The 20,135-nt window shown below is 35.7% G+C and carries 12 protein-coding genes; 3 read left to right on the top strand and 9 right to left on the bottom strand.

Going from position 1 to position 20,135, the window contains the following annotated elements; translation table 11 throughout:
- Positions 1–82 precede the first annotated feature (82 nt).
- Both secDF and FHR29_RS01870 read right to left on the bottom strand, forming a co-directional pair.
- Positions 83–3,049, bottom strand: coding sequence for a protein translocase subunit SecDF (secDF, locus tag FHR29_RS01865; protein ID WP_183912031.1), 2,967 nt, complete (start codon positions 3,047–3,049; stop codon positions 83–85).
- A gap of 240 nt (positions 3,050–3,289) precedes the next feature.
- Positions 3,290–3,763, bottom strand: coding sequence for a hypothetical protein (locus FHR29_RS01870; protein ID WP_183912033.1), 474 nt, complete (start codon positions 3,761–3,763; stop codon positions 3,290–3,292).
- Between the two features lie 239 nt (positions 3,764–4,002).
- Between FHR29_RS01870 and guaB the strand changes: the two genes are divergently transcribed.
- Positions 4,003–5,478 carry an IMP dehydrogenase gene (guaB, locus tag FHR29_RS01875; protein WP_021191186.1) on the top strand — a complete coding sequence of 492 codons (1,476 nt, stop codon included), beginning with the start codon at positions 4,003–4,005 and terminating at the stop codon, positions 5,476–5,478.
- Between the two features lie 36 nt (positions 5,479–5,514).
- On the opposite strand, the gene ppk1 is transcribed toward guaB, so the two are convergent.
- The 6 genes from ppk1 to FHR29_RS01905 form a co-directional block, all read right to left on the bottom strand.
- Entirely contained in the window at positions 5,515–7,584 is a 2,070-nt protein-coding gene (gene ppk1, locus FHR29_RS01880) for a polyphosphate kinase 1 (protein WP_132841325.1), read from the bottom strand.
- Between the two features lie 131 nt (positions 7,585–7,715).
- Positions 7,716–13,613 carry an alpha-2-macroglobulin gene (locus FHR29_RS01885; protein WP_183912035.1) on the bottom strand — a complete coding sequence of 1,966 codons (5,898 nt, stop codon included), beginning with the start codon at positions 13,611–13,613 and terminating at the stop codon, positions 7,716–7,718.
- Positions 13,614–13,689: 76 nt separating this feature from the next.
- Positions 13,690–14,070 (bottom strand): hypothetical protein, encoded by a 381-nt coding sequence (locus FHR29_RS01890; RefSeq protein WP_183912037.1) that lies wholly within the window; start codon positions 14,068–14,070, stop codon positions 13,690–13,692.
- Between the two features lie 153 nt (positions 14,071–14,223).
- The gene (locus FHR29_RS01895) at positions 14,224–14,802 is read right to left on the bottom strand and encodes a DJ-1/PfpI family protein (protein ID WP_021191181.1); all 579 of its coding nucleotides are present in this window, start codon (positions 14,800–14,802) and stop codon (positions 14,224–14,226) included.
- Positions 14,803–14,874: 72 nt separating this feature from the next.
- Complete coding sequence (locus tag FHR29_RS01900; protein WP_132772660.1) at positions 14,875–15,438, bottom strand: NADPH-dependent FMN reductase; 564 nt, start codon at positions 15,436–15,438, stop codon at positions 14,875–14,877.
- 89 nt (positions 15,439–15,527) lie between these two features.
- Positions 15,528–16,433, bottom strand: a complete 906-nt coding sequence (locus FHR29_RS01905; protein WP_183912039.1) for a 1-aminocyclopropane-1-carboxylate deaminase/D-cysteine desulfhydrase — start codon at positions 16,431–16,433, stop codon at positions 15,528–15,530.
- A gap of 55 nt (positions 16,434–16,488) precedes the next feature.
- Here FHR29_RS01905 and FHR29_RS01910 point away from each other — a divergent pair, with 55 nt between their 5' ends.
- Together FHR29_RS01910 and FHR29_RS01915 are read left to right on the top strand one after the other, a co-directional pair.
- Positions 16,489–17,532, top strand: coding sequence for an RluA family pseudouridine synthase (locus tag FHR29_RS01910; RefSeq protein WP_132772663.1), 1,044 nt, complete (start codon positions 16,489–16,491; stop codon positions 17,530–17,532).
- A 13-nt stretch (positions 17,533–17,545) separates the two neighbouring features.
- Positions 17,546–18,403, top strand: coding sequence for an aminotransferase class IV (locus FHR29_RS01915; RefSeq protein ID WP_132772664.1), 858 nt, complete (start codon positions 17,546–17,548; stop codon positions 18,401–18,403).
- A gap of 162 nt (positions 18,404–18,565) precedes the next feature.
- On the opposite strand, the gene FHR29_RS01920 is transcribed toward FHR29_RS01915, so the two are convergent.
- Positions 18,566–19,993 (bottom strand): amino acid permease, encoded by a 1,428-nt coding sequence (locus FHR29_RS01920; RefSeq protein WP_132772666.1) that lies wholly within the window; start codon positions 19,991–19,993, stop codon positions 18,566–18,568.
- Between the last annotated feature and the right edge of the window lie 142 nt (positions 19,994–20,135).

The raw sequence follows: 20,135 nt of genomic DNA on the forward strand, positions 1-20,135 counted from the left end.
ACAAGTATTTGGTAGATTTATTATAAAATAAAAAAGGCTTTCAGTTTTATCTGAAAGCCTTTTTAAACGTTTTGATTTTTTACTAAGGAGTTACCGGTTCAGCTTTTTTAGGAGCTTCTTCAAAGTGTTTTCCTTTACTTAAATCGTATACTGCTGGTGCAGCTAAGAATATAGATGAATAAGTACCTACAATAATACCAATTAAGATAGCGAAAGAGAATCCTCTGATAACTTCACCACCGAAAATAAATAGTACTGCTAATACGAATACAATCGTCAATGATGTAATAACCGTTCTACTTAATGTTGTATTTATGGCGTGGTTGATCGTTTCACCAAAATCTTTATTTAAAGCATTTGGTTTGTTTACATCTTCACGGATACGGTCAAATACCACTACAGTATCATTCACTGAATAACCTAATACCGTTAGAATAGCGGCAATAAAATGTTGATCAATATCTAATGAGAATGGAACAATACCATCTAAAATAGAGAATAAACCTAATACAATGATGGCATCATGTATAGTTGCGATTGCCGCACCTGCTGAATATTGCCATTTACGGAAACGCACTAGGATATAAACCGCAATGATTAATAACGCAAATATAGTTGCATAAATTGATCTTGCTTTCATATCTGTCGCGATACTAGGACCAACTTTCTGAGAAGAAAGAATCTCATATTTGTTGCTTGCATCTACCTTCGATAATCCGTCATTCAATTTAGTTAAGACTTCTTTATCTGCTTCATCAGAAGTCTCTTCTACATGGTAAGTTGTTGTTACACGTACTTGATTTGCAGCGCCAAAGACTTTAACTTCAGTTGTTTTCTGGAAAGCATCATCTAAGTTTTGACGCACAGCTTCCAAATCAACTGGTTTATCATAGCGGATGGTATAAGTACGTCCACCTTGAAAATCTACACCTTGGCTAAAGCCTTTAATAAAGATTGATGCGAAACAAGCGATAACAATTACAATAGAAACGATGTAAAGGCCTTTTCTTTTCTTGATGAATTGGAAATTTGCATTTTGCAATGTTTTCGCAGACCAAGGGAAAGAAACTTTAATTTTCATATCACGTTCTAACATCCACTCAAAAATAATGCGAGTAAGGAATATACCTGTGAATAATGAAGTGATAATACCCACCATTAATGTGGTAGCAAATCCTAAAATTGGACCTGTTCCGAAGAAGAATAATACCAAACCAACTAAGAATGTTGTAATCTGTGAATCTAAGATCGAAGGTAATGCGTGCTTGTAACCATCGGCAACCGCTTGACGGATTGATTTTCCACCGGCTAATTCTTCACGTATACGTTCGTAAATTAGGACGTTGGCATCCACCGCAGTACCCATCGTTAATACGATACCCGCGATACCTGGGAGTGTTAATACTGCATTCAGCGATGCCAATACCCCCATGATAAAGAATACGTTTATAAGAACAGCAATGTTTGCTACTAAACCTGCAGTGTTATAGTATGCAATCATGAATACAAGAACAAGCACAATACCGATAACTGCTGAATTCACACCAGAATCAATAGCCGATTGTCCTAAAGTAGGACCTACGATCGCTTCTTCAACGATTTTAGCGGTAGTTGGTAAACGACCAGCTTTTAGTACGTTCGCTAAATCCTTTGTATCTTCCACTGTGAAAGAACCAGAGATAGATGAATTACCACCAGCGATTTCTTCATTAACGCCAGGTGCAGAATATACTACATTGTCAAGAACGATAGCGATCGATTGGTGACCTTGTGCTGCTTTAGCTGTAATTTTTTTCCACTCACGAGCACCGTCGCTGTTCATCTGCATGGAAACAACGGGTTCATTTCTCTCATTAAACTCATCACGCGCATTGGTAATAACATCACCAGTTAATACTGGGCCATTATCAACACCTGCAGGTCTGATTGCATATAAAGAAAGGATATTTGGTGTTTTAGCTTCTGGTTTTACTGACCATAACAATTTTAGATTTCCAGGGATAATAGATTTAACCTCAGGTCTGTTTAAAAAAGCATTTACTTTGGCAGTATCTTTAAGTTCTGCACTACCTACCATTGCGCCAGGCATTAAAGCCATCTGTTGATTCTCACCCATGTAAACAGCAGGTCTCAAAACATCAAATAATGGATTTTCTTGCGACAATTTAGCAGCAGCGCTATCTTTTGTGTTTTTATTAGCACCAAGGTTCGCTAATAAGTCATCAGACTTTTTAGTCGAATCTGTTGTTGCTTTATCATCTGTCGAAGCAACTTTTAAAGTTGCAGACAAAGTTTTATTGATGTTTTCCAATAAAGGATACACTTCTTGATTAGCATGAGTTTCGTAAAACTCTAATTTAGCTGATCCTTGTAATAATTTACGGACGCGTTGTTCATCGTTAACACCTGGAAGTTCGATCAGAATACGATTTGTACCTTGTTGAATCTGGATGTTAGGAGAAGCAACTCCAAATTTATCAATACGTGTACGAAGTACTTTGTATGAGTTTTGGATAGCATTATCAGCTTCTTTTTGTAAAAAAGATTCCAATTGTGCATCAGAGTCCCCCGCTTTGATTAAAGATGCATTATCTTTAGTCGCGAAATAAGTTGAAAGTGGAGTCGTACTACCTGTAGCTTTATATTCATCAATGAATAAATTAACTAGAGATTTTTGACTTGTTTTACTTTTCGAAATAGCAGCTGTAAGTGCAGCATTGAATTTCTCGTCTTTAGGATTATCTGCTAAGTTACGAATCAACTCATCGATTGAGATTTCCATCGTAACGTTCATACCCCCTTTTAGATCAAGTCCTAAAGCAAGTTCTTGCGCTTTAGCTTCTCTATAGGTGTATTTTGCAAAACCTAAATTGTAAACAACCTCGCCAGCGATAGAGTCTAGGTACGATTTTTCACGTGCCATATCTCCTTGTGCATAATTCTCAGCATCACGCTCAACTTTGCGGGTTACAAAAGTGAATGATAGGGCGTATAGACATGCTATAGATACCGCTATCACCAAAAATTTAATCAGCCCTTTACCTTGCATCGTCTGTTTTTAGTGTATTAGTTTGATATTATATGATATAATTGATAACTCATTCTTGTATGAAAATTACAATTCTCCAAGAATGCCAAAGGTATAAAAATTTTGTAAAATGAAAAGCTTTATTTGATTAAGCTTATGATAAAAAGCGATTAAATTGTAATGAACAGTATATAAGGATGCGATATAATAGAAAAAGCCTCCCGTTTGGGAGGCTTTTTCTATTAAAATATACGATTTTAATTATCTCAAAGTGTATTTGATACCGAATGAAAAAGTCGAAGCATCAAAATCATTACCGTGGTTTAATCTCCAATCTGGTTTCCAATCTGCGTGAAAACCAATAGGTGCAGCTGGAATTTTAAATTCTAGACCTAATTGAGGACGAAGTGCAACCCAAGTTTGATTATCACCTGCATCAATAAAAGATAATTGAGCACCAACACCTGCATACCAACCTAATCCTTTAGCACCAGAAAATGGTCTTGCATATTGGTAATCTGCTCCTACAGCAACCACATTGTCATCGAACATAATTTGTGCTTGTCCATTGTTTGCGCCTCCCATAGACTGTTTGTACTGAACACCCCATAAATCGCCTGCTGTACCATCAAATACAACACCTATTGCAGCGCGTTGTGGTGATTGTGCTTTTGCCTCCTGTGCTCCTAGAGCTAATATGGCAACAGCTGCTACCGATAGTAATACTTTTTTCATAATATGTGTTTTATATAAATTCAATTTAGACATCTTATGCAAATAACCTGCCAAAAGTTGTTACGTACGATGCAAGAATATTGACGGGCTGATAAGGTTGTATTATTAAGGCAATGATAATGAGCTGTTAACTACATGTTACGATAATCATTTAAATGTAATTAGTGAAATTAATTTTTATATTTCACTAAAAATACTTAATTTTGCCTGGCAAATAGAGAACCCAATACATATTTGCCATGCAATTAGATCCACAAAAATTCGTAGCAGAAGGACTTACCTACGACGACGTATTATTAATTCCAGCTTATTCTGAAGTTTTACCACGTGATGTCGATACAAGTACTTTTCTGACAAAAAAAATCAAATTAAATATTCCATTAGTATCTGCGGCTATGGACACGGTGACGGGTGCTGATTTAGCTATTGCTATCGCACAAGCCGGCGGTATTGGTATGTTGCATAAGAACATGACGATTGCAGAGCAGGCTGCTGAAGTACGTAAAGTAAAGCGTTCAGAAAGCGGTATGATTCAAGATCCTGTAACTTTATTGCAAACTGCAACAGTAGGAGATGCTTTTAAAATTATGAAAGATCATAAGATTGGCGGCATTCCTGTAATAGATGAAAAAGGCAAGTTAGTTGGTATTGTAACGAACCGTGATTTACGTTTCCAAAAAGTCATGAGTCAACCGATCTCTTCGTTAATGACGAAAGACAATCTTGTTACTGCACCAGAAGGGACAGATTTAGTACGAGCAGAAGAAATTTTACAAGATCATAAGATTGAAAAACTTCCAGTTGTTGATAATGAAGGTATATTAAAAGGTCTTATTACTTTTAAAGATATTCAAAAATACAAACATTATCCAAATGCAGCTAAAGATACGCACGGTCGTTTATTGGTTGGTGGTGCAGTTGGTGTCACACCAGATACTTTAGATCGTGTAGAGGCTTTAGTAAAAGCTGGTGTTGATGTGATTACTATTGATACTGCACACGGTCATTCAAAAGGTGTAATTGATAAATTGAAATTGGTGAAAGCAACATTCCCTGACTTACAGGTTATTGTTGGTAATATTGCTACAGGTGCAGCTGCAAAAGCATTAGCAGAAGCCGGTGCTGACGCTGTAAAAGTAGGTATCGGACCAGGTTCAATCTGTACAACACGTATTATTGCTGGTGTTGGAGTGCCTCAGTTGTACGCCATCTATGAAGTAGCAAAGGCATTAAAAGGCACTGGTGTTCCATTGATCGCTGATGGTGGTATAAAACAAACAGGTGATATCGCAAAAGCAATTGCAGCTGGTGCTTATACCATTATGGCCGGATCATTATTTGCAGGTGTTGAAGAAGCTCCGGGAGAAACGATCATTTACGAAGGACGTAAATTTAAATCATACCGCGGAATGGGATCTATCGAAGCGATGGAAAAAGGATCTAAAGATCGTTACTTCCAAGACGTTGAAGATGATATCAAGAAATTAGTTCCTGAGGGTATTGTTGGTCGCGTTCCATATAAAGGGACGTTAGCTGAGGTTGTATATCAATACATGGGCGGATTGAAGGCATCAATGGGCTATTGTGGAGCAGCTACAATTGAAAAGCTGCAAGAAGCACAATTTGTACGTATTACTGGTGCTGGATTACGTGAATCTCATCCACATAATATTTCGATTACAAAAGAAGCTCCTAACTACAATAGTAGAGGTTAATAAAAAAAGGTCAGCGATTCAATCGCTGACCTTTTTTTATACCTCGTCTGTTTTTTTCCTGAGATAATTATAGATTTCAATTTGTGAGCGACAAGACTCCTTGTCATTTTCAACGTACCGATTATTGAGTTCATTGTTCAAAATACGGGCTTTTACATTATCGCGCAGCTGGATCTGCAACATATCTTTAATTTCATCCCTTATTTTCTTACTGTTAATTTTTACAGCAGCCTCTATACGGTGATCCAAGTTTCTCGTCATCCAATCTGCTGAAGAGATATAGGTCACTTCTTTTCCAGTAGCATAAAAATACATCACACGAGCATGTTCTAAAAATTCGTCAACGATGCTGATAGCATTGATTGCTCTTTTAAATTTTGTTTGATTCGTGGCGCAATAGATACCTCTTACAATTAGATCAAGCTGTACACCCGCTTCGGCGGCATCATATAATTTCTTAATCAGTATCCGATCACTGAGCGAGTTCACCTTTAAGATGATACGCGCTTTTCTTCCAGCTTTAACCTCCTCAATTTCTTTATCGATATAATGAATAATTCCATTACGCATATCTGTAGGGCAGATGAGTAGGCTATTGCAGTTTTTAATGACTTCAGCTGGATTGCTTTTTGGCTTTTTTAGGAAATGAAAGACTTTGTTTATATCTGCCATGACACTTCTATTGCTGGTCAATAAACAGTAATCTCCATATAGTTTTGCTGTTTTTTCATTGATGTTCCCTGTACTTACAAAACCATATTGAATGGTTTTGGCACCAACTCTTTTTTTAATGATGCAGAGTTTTGCATGTACCTTTTTATTAGGAACACCAGTTAAAACCCGAATACCCTCAAGTTCAAGTTTCTCTTTCCAAAATAGATTATTCTCTTCATCAAATCGTGCCTGTAGTTCAAGCATTACTGTTACATCTTTTCCATTTCGTGCCGCATTAATCAACGCATTGACGATTTTACTATTTGATGCGAGGCGATATGCTGTGATTTGAATGGTCTTAACATCTGGATCCATTGCCGCTTCTCGGAGCAGATCGATTACTGGACGGAAAGTGTGATAAGGAAATGATAGCAAGATATCTTTTTTGATAATGATATCGGTAATCCTTTGTGTTTTGTTCAGTTGAGGATGTGTAAATGCTGGGTTTGTAATAGGCAGGTTTGGTTGCTTAAATACATTAGGGAAGTCCATAAAATGTTTGAAATTATGGATTTTCTGCCCGGGTATGATATTATCTTTTTTCGTTAATTGTAATTTTTTGATTAAAAATTCGACTAGCCTAGGGTCCATTTCTTTATCAAAGATAAAGCGTGTTGTTTTACCTTTTCTTCTATTTTTTATCCCTTTTGATATTTTCTCTGCTAATGTGGTATTGATATCATTATCAATATCAAATTCTGCATCTTTAGTTATTTTGAAGACATGCGCATGAAATTCGTCAAATCCAAAATAAGAAAAGATATAAGGAAGATTGAATTTAATGATGTCTTCTAGTAAAATAATATGTTTTTCCTTCGCTGAGGCGGGTAAGATTACAAAACGACCATTTAGCGTAGTTGGAATTTCGATTATGGCAAATCTTGTTTCATATTCCCATTCCTGTTTGCGCATGGAAATTCCTAAGTAAAGACTTTTATCGCGAAGATAGGGCATAGGGCGACTATCATCGAGCAATAATGGAATGACGTTAGACTCGACATCTTCTGAATAGAAATTGCGAACAAATTCTTCTTGTTTAAGGTTGAGCTGACTTGCATCTTTGATATATACATGTTGTTGCGCCATCTCTTTTTGTATAAGCGCCCAAAAATTATCAAACTTTTTTTGCTGTTTTATAACAATCGTATTGACTTCATCCAGTATAATTTGCGGGTCTTCAAAAAAGGATGTATTAGCCTCTTTGTCTTTAATATCTATTGCGCGTTTTAGCCCCGGTATGCGTACTCTAAAAAATTCGTCTAGGTTATTAGAAAATATGCCTAAGAATTTTATTTTAGAAGGAAGAGGTACTGTTTCATCAGCCGCTTCCTGTAGAACTCTGCTATTAAAACTTAACCAGCTGACATCTCTAGGAATGAATTTTCGTGCCATATTTTTTTAATACTTCTTATTTATGCGATTAGCCTCAAATGTAAATTTACTTAATTAATGTAGTATTTTAATAGTATTAAATAATTGTTAAATATATATGTAGTAACACCTCTTTAATACTATTAAGTGATCTAATTATCCGTTATTTTGATCTGAATACCTGTCGAATGTGATGACATTTCTGGCGCATATAGATTTTGAATAGTTGTTATTCCATTTGAAAATATACCTGCATTATTTGCTCTTAACTCATATTCAAATACGTAGCTTCCTTGTGGTAAATAATCGATAAAAAAATTAGTTGCAGCGTCTTTGGTGCTTTCATAATAACCAAAACCTTGTTTGTATTTATAGGTTGATGTTACATTTGTTGGCTCAAACCCAGATGCTCGCATATCTTTGAGGTGTACGAATGATAGATTTCTATCACTTTTGATCAAAATCCGTACTTTCACAATATCTCCAAGTTGAATAGGTGTTGCTGCTGTTATAGGGACTAGTACTTCTTTCAACTGTTCAATTTTCTTGAGATAAAGCTCTTTTTGTAAGCTAATGGTTGATGAGGCGGACCTTATCTGATCTAATTGTTCAAAATACTGGTAATACAAACCTCCTAATGCTATGCCAGGACTTGCTTTTGAGATCTCAACTTTTCCTAATGCAGGTTTAATTTCTTTTTTCATCCAACTTTCTTTCCTGTAACCAGAACCGATTTGTTTCGATATTTGTGTTTCATCTAATGGTTTACCAGCGACTTTTATGGTAAGACCTTCTGGAGCATCTAGCCAGTTTTCGCCATAGTTGATCAAGGCATCAACAGCAGCGACGGTCGCTTTAGTTGAATTCCAGTGCCGTACTTGTTTATTTTTGATCAACCAGATCTTCATATTTTCAATTGCTTTTTTATCTTGACTTACTTCGTCAAATGCTCTTATCAGTTGGGCTTGTGTCTCAATTGGTGCTTCATACCAAGACCAGCCAGGTTGATTTTGATTCCAGTACATACCTTTTTCAACAGATTCAATAGATTTTTGTTGCAATTGTTTGATGACTAGTGCAGCGGATTCCTTTAAGTTGTAGCGATTTAAAATAAGGGCTACTTTGGCTTGCGTGCTAATACTGTATGTTAGTTTATTTTTATCTATCTCTTTTAGAAAATATGCAATAGCTGGTTCCAGTTGCGTATTTTTATCTTCAGGCGAATAACTGCTTCTTACGAAGAGATATTCGATTCCTTGATCAATATTAGGTTTCATCTTATTGTCTTGCTGAAAACGGGACCAATTATGTAAAATCTCATTGTCTAAAAATGCGAAGCCTTTCGTGATGATCGGTTTAACCATATTTGTCAAATCAAATTCAGCAATGATGCCTTTCGCATTTAATTTATTGATGCCCTCAAGGATATAGGTGGAGACCTGGAAATTCTCATTACCTCCAGGATACCATGAAAACCCTCCACGGGATGATTGCAAAGCAGCAAGTTTCGCGACGTCTGTTTTTAATGTATTTTTAAGCGTATTCTGATCAAATAGATGTGCAATGTTCTTCATTGTTTCTTCCTCATTAATTGCATCTTTTAACCAAGGTGTTTCCTGTATCATAATTGCTTTCAATTCCTCATTGATACGTAGGTTTGATTGAAGTTGCTGTTTACCTTTCCATTGTTCAAATACAGGCTTTATTTTTGGGTGCTGATTGATCAGATGTGCAGAAAATGAATTTAGATAGAATTTACTGAAAATTGATTCCGATGATTCATATGGATACTCATTGACATAGGGTAGCGCAAATAATGCATGATAGATCGGATTGCTTGTTAATTCTACTGTATAGCGGTATGGTTCGGAAGTAGACGAGCCCTGTTGTAAACTTTTCATTTCAAAAGATTTCGACTGACCTTCTCTTACAGCAATAGGTAAAGTTTCTGTGACTAACATACTGTTTTTTAGAACAGGAATAGTGGATTCTTCACCGTCAGAGAAGTTACCTCCTTTTGCCACGATACGGTAGGTGATTGCTTCAATATTTTTAGGGATCGTAATTTCCCAGCTCGTATTTTCACTGCCTTTAGCAATTACCGTAATTTGTTTTATTGGAATGTTAAGAGCTAGGGGCGCCATGGTAATTGCATCAAACATTTCTAGCGAAACAGAGGTTTTTAAATCATTTGCAGACAAGTTATTGACCTTTGCTTTGATTGTTATTTGATCTGCTTCTCTAAAGAAACGTGGCATATTGGGTACAATCATCAGATCTTTTTGTGTTTCAACAAAATTAGTGTAGGTACCTATAGCTAATTCTTTACTATGCGCGATTGCCATAAACTTCCAGCGGGTTAAACTTTCTGGAGAATCAAAGCTGAACACCGCATGACCATCTTTATCTGTTCGTAGTTGAGGTAAGAAGAAAGCTGTTTCCTGTAGATTTTTCCGAATCTGAATTGGATTCTCGCCTTTATTTTTGTCGATTTCTGCTTGACTGGAGACTACGACTACCTCTTCCATTACAGGAGATGCTGCATCTGCGAGCATAAGATCTTCTTGGGCTGCTGCAGCCGCCTGTTTTGCTACTGCACCTCGGATTCTAAGTGATCCAGTAGGGGACATTCTTCTGGTACGGCCAAAATCATAATTATTGATATTGAATCCAAAATTCTTAAATCGATCGTAATCTAGTGCCGTGTTAAAATTCAATTCGCTAAAATTTTGGATGAAAGTACTTCTGTTGAGATTATTGGTATAATACCAGGCTCTATAAGAAGGATATGAATAAGGATTTAGAGGAAATGAAAAATCATTGCTGGTCACATTTTTAAGTTTGTCTAAAGATGCGTCATACATATTCACCAAAAGCTCTGATGCAATCTGCTCCCCTTTTTTTCCTTTAATGACCAATTCCCAAGTTTCTTTTTGTCCAGGATACAGTTTATTTCTGAAAGTTTTTGTTTCTATTGTTAGCGATGGGCTATATTGTTGTATTGGCAACACCAAAGTTTTAGTGAAAAGCTGTCCATTTTTAACACCAGTGAAATTCAATACCAAACTATTCTTGATGGTTTTAGGAATTTCAACTTGAATTGTTGTTTTCGTTTTTGAAACGACTTTAAAATCTATTTTTTCATCTTCGGAAGAAGTCATGTTGAGATGAAGAGAATCAAAATCCGTTTCCAGACTTATTTTAGCCTGGTCAGCTAGTTGATAATTAGCTTTGTCCGCAGTAACGGTCAAAGGTGATTTTTCATCTGATTGTAGCCGTGAATTGTTGATTTCAATCATCCGCTCACTACGAATAGTATCTTCCGCAACAATTGAAATTGCTTCTAATTTATATTTTCCTGCAAAACTACTGCTGTTTGGAAGTTTTATTTTATTTGATTGGGAAAGATCAAAATCTGCCTCGTAAACCACCGTAAAATCCTCTTCTTTTTTATATTCAATTCCGTAAGGTTCATAGGGGAACTTCTGTAAAAATTCATCCTTAGGAATGCTATTGTAGTAACTAAAGTCATGCGCAATATAGAATGACGGGGAGACAATAAGACGTTGATTTTCTATACGTTTTTTTAGTATAAATTTACCTTTTGCAGGTACCTTTTGTCCAGATAGGTTTTGTGCACTTATTGTAATCGAATCCAGATCATTTGCATCAATTAGTTCTGGTGCATCTATCTGTAAAATAAAGGGAATATTTCCGATAGTTAAACGGGTGGTACTTTCATTGGTTTCACCAGTAGCATCCATTACTGAGGCATCGATGTTGAATGATTGGGTAACTCGCCACTTGCTGTTAAAATCTTTTGGTATTTCACTTTTGAAACTAATGATAAAATTTCCCTCGTTATCAGTTCGTATGGTATCTATTTTGATTGTCTCGCTAACTGTGCGATCGATAATTCTATCATATACATCGAAAGGTCTTATTCTATTTTCAACTTTGTTGACCGAATATGCCACCGTGGCATTAGCTATAGGAACACCGCTAAAAGATATAGCTTTTCCTGTTATAGAAATGGAGTCACCTAATGATTTCTTATCTTTAAATTCGTCAAAAGTAACCTCAAATTTTGGACGTTTATATTCTTCTACACTGAAGCTGTAATTTTGGTTTATGCCATCACCAGTAATCTGTATATAATACTGACCTGTTACATTACCTGTATTTAAGATAAATGATCCTGCTATTGATCCAAAATCATTGGTGACCAATGTTTTTTCATCAACACGTTGATTATTGGTGTCGTATAATCCCACAACGATACGTTTATCAGCCATAGTTGCGTATTTAATCTTTTCGTAATTCTTATATACGATTGCTTTGAAATAGACAATCTGGCCCGGTCTATAGATCGATCTATCCGTAAATATTTTTGCATCGTTATGTGTGTCTTCTTTATGATCAACTTGAGGATAATAGTATGAATTGAAGGGGATGAATACAGGTTCATCATTAATCCTTAAAAATAGATTTCTATTTTGATTTTTATTGTTAAAAACACCATTCTTATCTGTCGCTTCAGTTGATTGTAGTTCAAACTTATCTTGACGTAAGTTGTAAAATTTCAATGAGACATTGGATTGTTGTGCCCCTGTTTCCCGGTTTACGATCAGTACAACTTGATCATCTTGCAACATTGCGTATTTGCTAAAATTTGATTTTAGATAACCATAGCAGTTTTTTTCATTGTATTCGTTTTCAAATGGAGAGGAAGCATATACGATGGTATAAGAACCTGCATCAAGTGCGGGGATTAGCAAAGTTGTCTCGTGACTTACTTGATCTTTAAAATCTTTAAGATCAAAAAAGCCTTCCTTTACAACGTTGTTTTTTTTGGTAAAAGTGTGGATATTGTTCCATAATGTACTATCATTAGCGTTGTTAATTTCGGATTGAAAACGATCTAAGATATTTCTTGGACGTATTATTTTATAGAATATCTTACTGACATTTCGGTGTGTCACTTTCATTAATGCCTCTTTATTCGCGCTATTAAATTCCTTCGATTCAAGAAGAATTTCTGGTTTTAATATATTTTGACGGACTGTTGAGAGATAGGTTTTTGTATGAGCACTGTCCGCAAGCGGTAAATACGTTTCTATTTTTCGTAGTAAGATATTTATTTGTTCTTGTTGATTTACCGCGACAATATTTGCCTTGTTTTTGTAGATGTTGATATAATCTACAATCATAATTTCTTTGAGTGGGGACTGCTTATATTTTGCGATCCAGTTTTCAAGAATTTGTAATCTGGAAGAATCCGGATTATTTTTGCTACGCAATAATTGGTATTGATTAAATAAGTAAGCATCTATATTTTTGCCCTCATGGATTTTTATAAGATCGTGGTATAAGCTATCGACAATTTTGGTATTACTATCTTTTTGATTTCTAGCTGAAGAGATCTGGTAGGGCTGATTTTGTTGAAGGAGATCGATATAATCATAAACTGCAATATCGTATAGGGTTGGCAGATAGGACTGCTGCGGTGATTCAATGAGTTTACTCCATTTTTCTTTTGGTTCATGCAAGAGCATGTCTTTTTCTATTAAGGCATTTTGATATAAGGATTTGATTTTATCTTCAAATTGTTTACTTGTCCAGAAAGTAAAATCGTTATTAACATCGTTTTGTACTTCAGTACGCTGATTAATGCTGTAATAATTACTGATGAAATAATCGTTATAATTACGGGCCTGTTGAATGGTTAAAATGGCTTTCGCGGTTTTATTCTCGAGCTGTTTAATTTTGATATCAAATTCTTGAATGACTTTTAATTTTATATCCGAATCATCAGAAGTCTGCAAGTTTATCTTTTGGCGATATAGAAAAGCTTTGACCTGTTCATCATACCAATTTCTTTTTACTGCTTCTGCTTCTACCTTAGCAAGAATAGGAGAGATCTCTTTCCAAAATTGATTATCAGCCAGACTGTCAATCTGCATCCATAAGGGAGCTAGATTGTTTTTCTTTTGTGCATATGAATGCGATAAGCACAATAATGAGGATATGAAAAGGAGTATTTTTTTCATGATAAAACCTATAGAAAATAAAAAAAGAGAATACAATGCGTATTCTCTTTAAATATAAAGAATTTATTGTTCCTTTTTATTTTTTATCCATACCCGATTTTTTTGAAATTTGAATCGCTTGAAACTTCTTACCGTCATAGTGGGGAGCTTCTATAGTTAGTGAAGTTGGATAGGGCGTATTTTTATCAAAAAAGTAAGCCGTAGTTGAGCTTCCATAATCATTTACCGGTAGTAAATCTATGCAGGCCTTATAATCTGCTTCAGCAGGTTTGCCAACAGAAATTGCATATATGCGTATGATACCGCCTTTATTTTGCTCATTTCTTACAAATGCAACCTCTTTAAATTCGCCAGGTAGATCTTCAATGCTTTTTTGTGTTAAAGAATCCTTTAACATGAAGGCTAGAATTGCTAGAATAGGTATGATAATTAACCATACCCGTTTATTTTTTTTCATTAAACTTATTCATTATGAGTATAAGCTTCCATTTGTATCAGTAAGCTCAGCGGACTCGAGTTGTTTTTGTAATATTAATGAAGCTATCATGAGCAAAAAATTTATATCCTTACTTATTTCACGATCTTGATAGCTTCCTTAAACGTATTGTACTTAAATTGCTATTGTAATTCCTAATAGTTTGTAAAACTCCTTAAGAATAGCTTGATGACCTGGCCAAGCAGGTGATGTTACTAAATTTCCATCTACAATCGCTTGATCTGCGGGGATGTTTTTCCATGTTCCGCCAGCAAGTTCGATGTCTGGTCCTACAGCTACATACGCCGTTAATGTACGTCCTTGGAGTACTTTTGCTGCTGTTAAAACTTGTATGCCATGACAGATCGCCGCAACTGGCTTATTGTTGTCAAAAAAATACTTTGTTATTTCTAATACACGTTTGTTCAGTCGGATATACTCTGCAGATCGACCTCCCGCTATATACAGACCATCATACTCTTCTACATTAATGGTATCAAAATCTTTATTGATTCCAAAATTGTGTCCACGTAATTCCTTATAGGTTTGGTCACCTGTGAAATCATGAACTGCAGTCGGTACTACATCACCTTTTTTGCGATCTGGTGCTACAGCATCAACATCAATACCTAGAGAACCCATAGCCTGAAAAGGAACCATTGCTTCGTAGTCTTCTACGAAATCGCCAACAAGTAATAATATTTTCTTTGCCATAAATTTGTTTTTTATCTCTCCAAGATACAAAAAAAGTCACAGACGACTATGACTTTTTCTGTTAAGTTATGGTTAAACTAGCTTTGCCGTTCTCTCTTTTAAAGCACGTTTAGTTGCTCGTACTTTAGCTTCTAACTTACTTCTATGTTGAATATTTGTAACTCCTTTTCCGCTTTCGAAATTATTTCCAAATTCAGGTAAGGAGAATGAGTCCAAAACTTCTGCACCATCCCAAGTGATTCTATTTACGGCTGTATTTAAAACAGTAGATCCACCCATAGGTCCTGGGCTAGTAGCTAATAGAAAAACAGGTTTTCCATTGAACGTTTTACGACCTGCAATTCTGGATACCCAATCGATGATGTTTTTGTAACCAACATTGTAAGAACCATTGTATTCTGCAATCGATATCAATAAAAAATCGGATTCATCAATTTTTGATGCGAAATCTAATGCTAATTGTGGAATGCCAGATTCTATTTCTCTATCAATAGAATACAAGGGCATTTCGTAATCATTCAAATCTAATATATCGATTACATCGTCTACTTCTTTATAATATTTAGAAACTGAAGTAACGAAAGTTTTGTTAATTGAATTTCTGCTGTTACTAGCAGCAAATGCTAATATTTTCATTTTGAGCTTTTATTATTTGATGTTCAAACGTACAATATTAATTTTATGAAAATGTCAAAATAATGTTTGAAAGGTTTCAAAATAGTTATTTATTGACCTAGATCAAGATTAAAACGTTCATACATGCCCAGAAAGCCAGTTAACCCTCCGGTATGAATAACCAAAATGCGTGCATCAGGTTTAAAGTAATCTTGAGAAATCAAATCATTAACCGCAAAAAAGAGTTTACCTGTATAAGTTGGTTCGATCATGATTCCTGTATTGGAAACAAATTTTTCAATGAACCGTAAAAGTTCGGGTTTAGTTTTCGCGTATCCTCCAAAATGATATCCAGTATGAAGGGTTGCAACAGGATCGCTAGGATATATTTTGTGCACTTCATCATGAATAAAATCTCCTCCTTTTAAGACAGGTACACCATGGACAACGGTTTGTAATCCAGATGCCGCTACAGCGTGTTGTAATCCTGCGAGGGTAGTCCCAGTACCGCAGGCGCAAAAAATATGATCGTAAGATTCCTGTAGTGATGATATAATTTCTTCGCATCCTTTAGAACCAAGCGGTCCATGACCTCCTTCATCTATAAAATAAGCATTTGAGTTATTACTGAAATGTTTATCAAACAGAACTTGCTTATTTTTATATTCGGTACGATCAGTATAGATAATTTCCATCCCAAATAATCGACACATGGCGATGAGCGGATTATTTATTCCAGGGTCACTCCGTAAAAACGCTGTTGTTTTTAGACCAAAGGTAGCACCGGCGCAAGCTGTTGCCAAAATGTGGTTAGACCATGCACCGCCAAAAGTGACCAAATGGTTTTTATTTTCTGCTAATGCACGCTCCAAATTAAATTTTAATTTCCGCCATTTATTACCTGAAATAAACGGATGGATCATGTCATCACGCTTTATAGAGACATAAATAGTTTTTTTTTCCCAGTCTGGAAAACTAATTTTTTGTTCGGGACTATAAAAATTAAAAGATATCATACACTTTAATGTACAAAGTTAGTAGAATTTGTATGAATTAGGTTATTTTTGTACGATGGCTGAAAATTTAGAGTTACAAGAGCAAGATGATCAAGAGTTATTTGAACATTTGCGTATAGAGGTAGATAAAGGACAAGCGTTACTGCGCATCGATAAGTTTCTGATGAATAGAGTAGAGAATGCATCTCGAAATAAAATTCAGGCAGCTATTGAAGCGGAGTCCGTATTAGTGAACGAAAAGCCTGTAAAGGCAAGCTACAAAGTGAGACCATTTGATGTGATCACTGTTGTCTTGCCCGATCCCCCAAGAGATACCGAAGTATATCCCGAAGATATTCCTTTGGATATCATTTATGAAGATAATGATGTATTGATCGTCAACAAAGAATCTGGAATGGTTGTCCATCCTGGTTTTAATAACTATAATGGAACATTAGTAAATGCTTTAACGCATCATATTCAGCAGTTGCCACAGTTACCCGGAAACTCTGATCGTCCAGGTTTAGTGCACCGTATTGATAAAGATACGTCTGGGTTACTTGTTATAGCGAAGAATGAAAAGTCGATGACTCACTTGGCGAAGCAATTTTTTGATCACAGTATCACAAGAAAATACATTGCGCTAGTATGGGGTGATATTAAAGAAGATGGTACCATTACAGGTTATATAGGACGCCATCAGAAAGATAGACGTATTATGGCTATGTACGACAGTGAAGCAAATGGGCGCTGGTCTGTTACCCATTACCGGGTTATAGAACGTTTAGGTTATGTGACTTTAATTGAATGTCAGTTGGAAACTGGAAGAACACATCAGATTCGTGCACACATGCAATCTATTGGTCATCCATTATTTAATGATGCCATGTATGGTGGAGACAAGATTATAAAAGGTACCGTATTTACAAAATACAAACAGTTTGTAGAAAATTGTTTCAAAATATTACCTAGACAAGCTCTTCATGCTGAAGTGATTGGTTTTGTGCATCCAACATCAAAAGAAAATATTAAATTTGAAGTACCATTACCAGAAGATTTTCGTTTAGGATTGGAGAAATGGCGTCATTATGCCGCTTTATCAAAACCAACTGAAGAATAATATTTATACTTAAATGCCAACAACATATATCAATTTTAACGGTAATATTTTACCTGAAGAACAAGAGATATTCTCTATTGAGAATAGGGCAGTACGTTATGGCGACGGCTTGTTTGAAACGATGCTGTTTAAAGATGGTGAGATCAGATTCCTTGCCTTCCATATGGAAAGGTTGCAAAAGGGGATGAGCGCTTTACATTTGGAGGATGCTAATCTCTTTGATGAGTTTTTCTTTCGTTCAAAGGTGGAAGAACTGATACGGAAAAATAATATGGTCGGTCAGCTTGTCCGGATACGCTTAACTGTTTTTAGAAGTGGAGGAGGTTTATATAGCCCAAATTCGAATAAACCGTCATACGTATTTCAAGTTGCGAGACCTGAACCTAATCTGAAGGATAAAAAAGTAGGTTTAATTGTTGATTTGTACACAGAATATAAAAAACCATTTAGTGATTTATCAAAAATTAAATCACTAAATTCTCAAATTTATGTTTTAGCTGGAATTCACAAGAAAAAGATGGGTTTTGATGATGTTTTATTATTGAATCAAGAAGGATTTTTATGCGAAGCATTGAGTTCAAATATATTTGTTCATTACGAGAAAACGTTATATACACCTGCTCTTTCAGAAGGCTGTATTGAAGGTGTTATGAGACGTGTTGTGATCGACATGGCCATTGATGAAGGAATCGAGGTGGTAGAAGCTCAGATAAGCCCCCAGATCATGAAAGAAGCAGAAGAGATATTTCTCACGAACGCTGTTCAAGGGGTACAATGGGTCATGGGTTATAAACAAAAAAGATATTTCAATAAAATTTCCAGAATATTGCAGAATAAATTGCAAAACTGGAATTATAACGATCCTGAATAAAGTAAAGTAGAAATTCAATAAAAAAGCTTCTAAACGGTATTACCGTTTAGAAGCTTTTTTATTTATGTGATGATTACAATTGAAAAGAGTGGTGATCAATTTGGGAATCATTCCCATACATTTTAAACAAGTAAAGCGTTCAAAAGTATGAACGCTATATTTTTATTGTTTGGATTTGTTTCTTTTCACCAAAAGATAAGATAAATAAAGAAGGACCATCCATATCGGAATTAGTTCAACAGGTACTTTCATTCCTGTTATCCACATGATAACCAATACGGCTACTAAAAATAAAATACAGATGTAATTACTGATCGGAAAGAGAAAAGATGGAAATTTTGTTTTTATATGCCTACGGACTTTATCCTTTTTAAAGTAGAAGTGTGTCACGGTGATCATGACCCAATTAATAATGAGCGAAGAAACAACTAACGACATTAATATTTCTAATGCATCCTGGGGCATTATTTTATTAATAACAACACAGATAGCTGCAAATAATGCCGAAACTAAGATGGCATTGACAGGAACATGGTTCTTACTTAATTTGTTTAGAAATTTCGGGGCATTGCCCTGACTTGCTAAACCATATAGCATACGGCTATTGCTATAGACACTACTGTTATAAACGGATAATGCTGCCGTTAGTACGATGAGATTTAACACATTGGCAATTAAGCTTGTTGCGTAGATGGTTTTACCAAATAGGGTAAACTGAAAACTTTTCAAAGAGTCAAACACCGTTACAAAAGGACTTGTATCTGCCGTAATCTGTTGCCAAGGCGATAGTGAGAACAAAACAATAAGGGCGCCAACATAAAAAATAAGAATTCTATAGATCACCTGATTTGTCGCTTTGGGTATATTTTTTTCAGGGTTTTCGGCCTCTGCGGCGGTGATGCCGACTAATTCTAAGCCACCAAAAGAAAACATAATCAAAGCGATCGCGGCAAGTAGACCTTCGTACGTACCATTACTGCTTTGGGATAGCCAGCCTTTTGGGAAAAATCCACCGTCATTATAAAGATTACTGATCGAAGATTGTGGGCTGCCTGTACCACTGATAAGCAAATAAGAACCAAACAAAATCATGGCTATAATCGCGGCTACCTTTACGATAGAAAACCAGAACTCGGCCTCTCCGTAAACTTTTACAGAAGCTAGGTTTAGCCCATTAATGATAAAAAAGAAAAACAGACTGGAAGTCCAGAGTGGTATTTCAGGCCACCAAAACTGCACATAAACACCAATAGCAGTTAGCTCTGCCATGCTTACCAATATGTACAAGACCCAATAATTCCATCCTGAAGCATAACCTGCAAAAGATCCTAAGTATTTATTGGCAAAAAAGCTAAAGCTCCCAGAGACGGGTTCCTCTACAACCATTTCGCCCAATTGGCGCATGATAAAGAAAGCAATGATTCCTGCTAAAGCATAGCCCAATATCACAGATGGGCCCGCTAAAATAGCAGCCTTACCGATACCTAAAAATAGGCCTGTTCCAATAGCACCGCCTAAAGCAATGAGTTGAATGTGTCTATTCTGTAGACCTCTTTTTAATTCGTTATTTTGTTTTGGATTTTGATCCACGTAATTGTTTTTTATAAAGTTAATATACGGGCTGATATCATTAGATAGGACTAATATAGTTTTTATCTATCAATAATTCGGCATTGTATTGATGTTAATACGAGCTAATAGCAAGTAATGAAAGCTGAAAGGTAATTTTTTA

The organism is Sphingobacterium sp. JUb56 (genome assembly GCF_014191365.1).
In the GTDB taxonomy this organism is placed as follows: domain Bacteria; phylum Bacteroidota; class Bacteroidia; order Sphingobacteriales; family Sphingobacteriaceae; genus Sphingobacterium; species Sphingobacterium anhuiense.